Source organism: Paenisporosarcina sp. P5_A11 (assembly GCF_056400705.1).
In genome coordinates, this window is sequence record NZ_JBFUKT010000365.1 from 1 (window position 1) to 1,035 (window position 1,035).

1 protein-coding gene is annotated in these 1,035 nt (G+C 33.1%); it reads right to left on the reverse strand.

The features are described 5' to 3' along the window. Positions 1-219 precede the first annotated feature (219 nt). Positions 220-1,026, reverse strand: coding sequence for an adenosylmethionine decarboxylase (gene speD / locus AC1DOS_RS20285; protein WP_108586768.1), 807 nt, complete (start codon positions 1,024-1,026; stop codon positions 220-222). Positions 1,027-1,035 lie beyond the last annotated feature (9 nt).

The following is a 1,035-nucleotide window of genomic DNA, read 5'->3' on the forward strand; positions in this document are numbered from 1 at the left end:
TCTGCGTGGAAAGATAAAGTAGTTTGTTTTGATTGATTTAACATGATTAACACACACTTTCAGAGCTTTTTATTAATTATAACGAAAAAGGGAAAAGCGAATCTAGCGCTTTCCCCTAATTTCTGTATTCGTTTTGCAGTGCCCTCGAGAATCGGTCCTTTTTTTGTAGTACGTAATGAATTCGAAAATTGCCTTCCTAAAGGAAACAACTCAGAATACTCATGACATATTTTTCGCGTAAAAAATTTCATCCATTTCTTTTTTAAGCTTCTTGGTAATGGAAATTTTCTCATCTTCTGATAACTGGTCTTCTGTATAGCCAAATAAGTAGTTATTTAAATCAAACTTCTTTAGCTTACATTTTGTATGAAAAATATTTTCTTGATAAACATTTACATCAATCATTTCAAAATTTTCCTCTAAGTCTTCAGGGATATAGTTTTGAATAGAATTAATTTCGTGATCAATGAACAACTTATGCCCCTTAACATCTCTCGTAAAGCCGCGGACTCGATAATCCATCACCATGACATCTGTCTCAAATGAATGGATTAAGAAATTTAACGCTTTTAATGGAGATATTTCTCCACACGTTGAAATATCAATATCAGCACGGAACGTACTAATACCTTCATCAGGGTGATATTCAGGGTATGTATGGACAGTTATATGACTCTTATCTAAATGACCAACAACCGCATCTGGAAAAGGTCCTGGTGACTCTTGAAAAGATTCCATCGGCGATTCATCAACTGGACCTTCTGAAACTAGGATGGTTACACTAGCTCCTTGTGGCTCATAATCTTGCTTAGCAATATTTAAAATGTTAGCTTCGATAATGTCAGTCACTTTAGTTAAAATGCTTGTTAAGCGCTCAGCATTATATTGATCATCAATATATTTAATATAAGCTTCACGTTCTTCTTTAGTTCGTGTGTAACATATATCATACATATTAAAACTTAAAGACTTTGTCAAATTATTAAAACCATGTAATTCAATTCGTTGCTTAGGAGTTAAACTCATTATTGGATC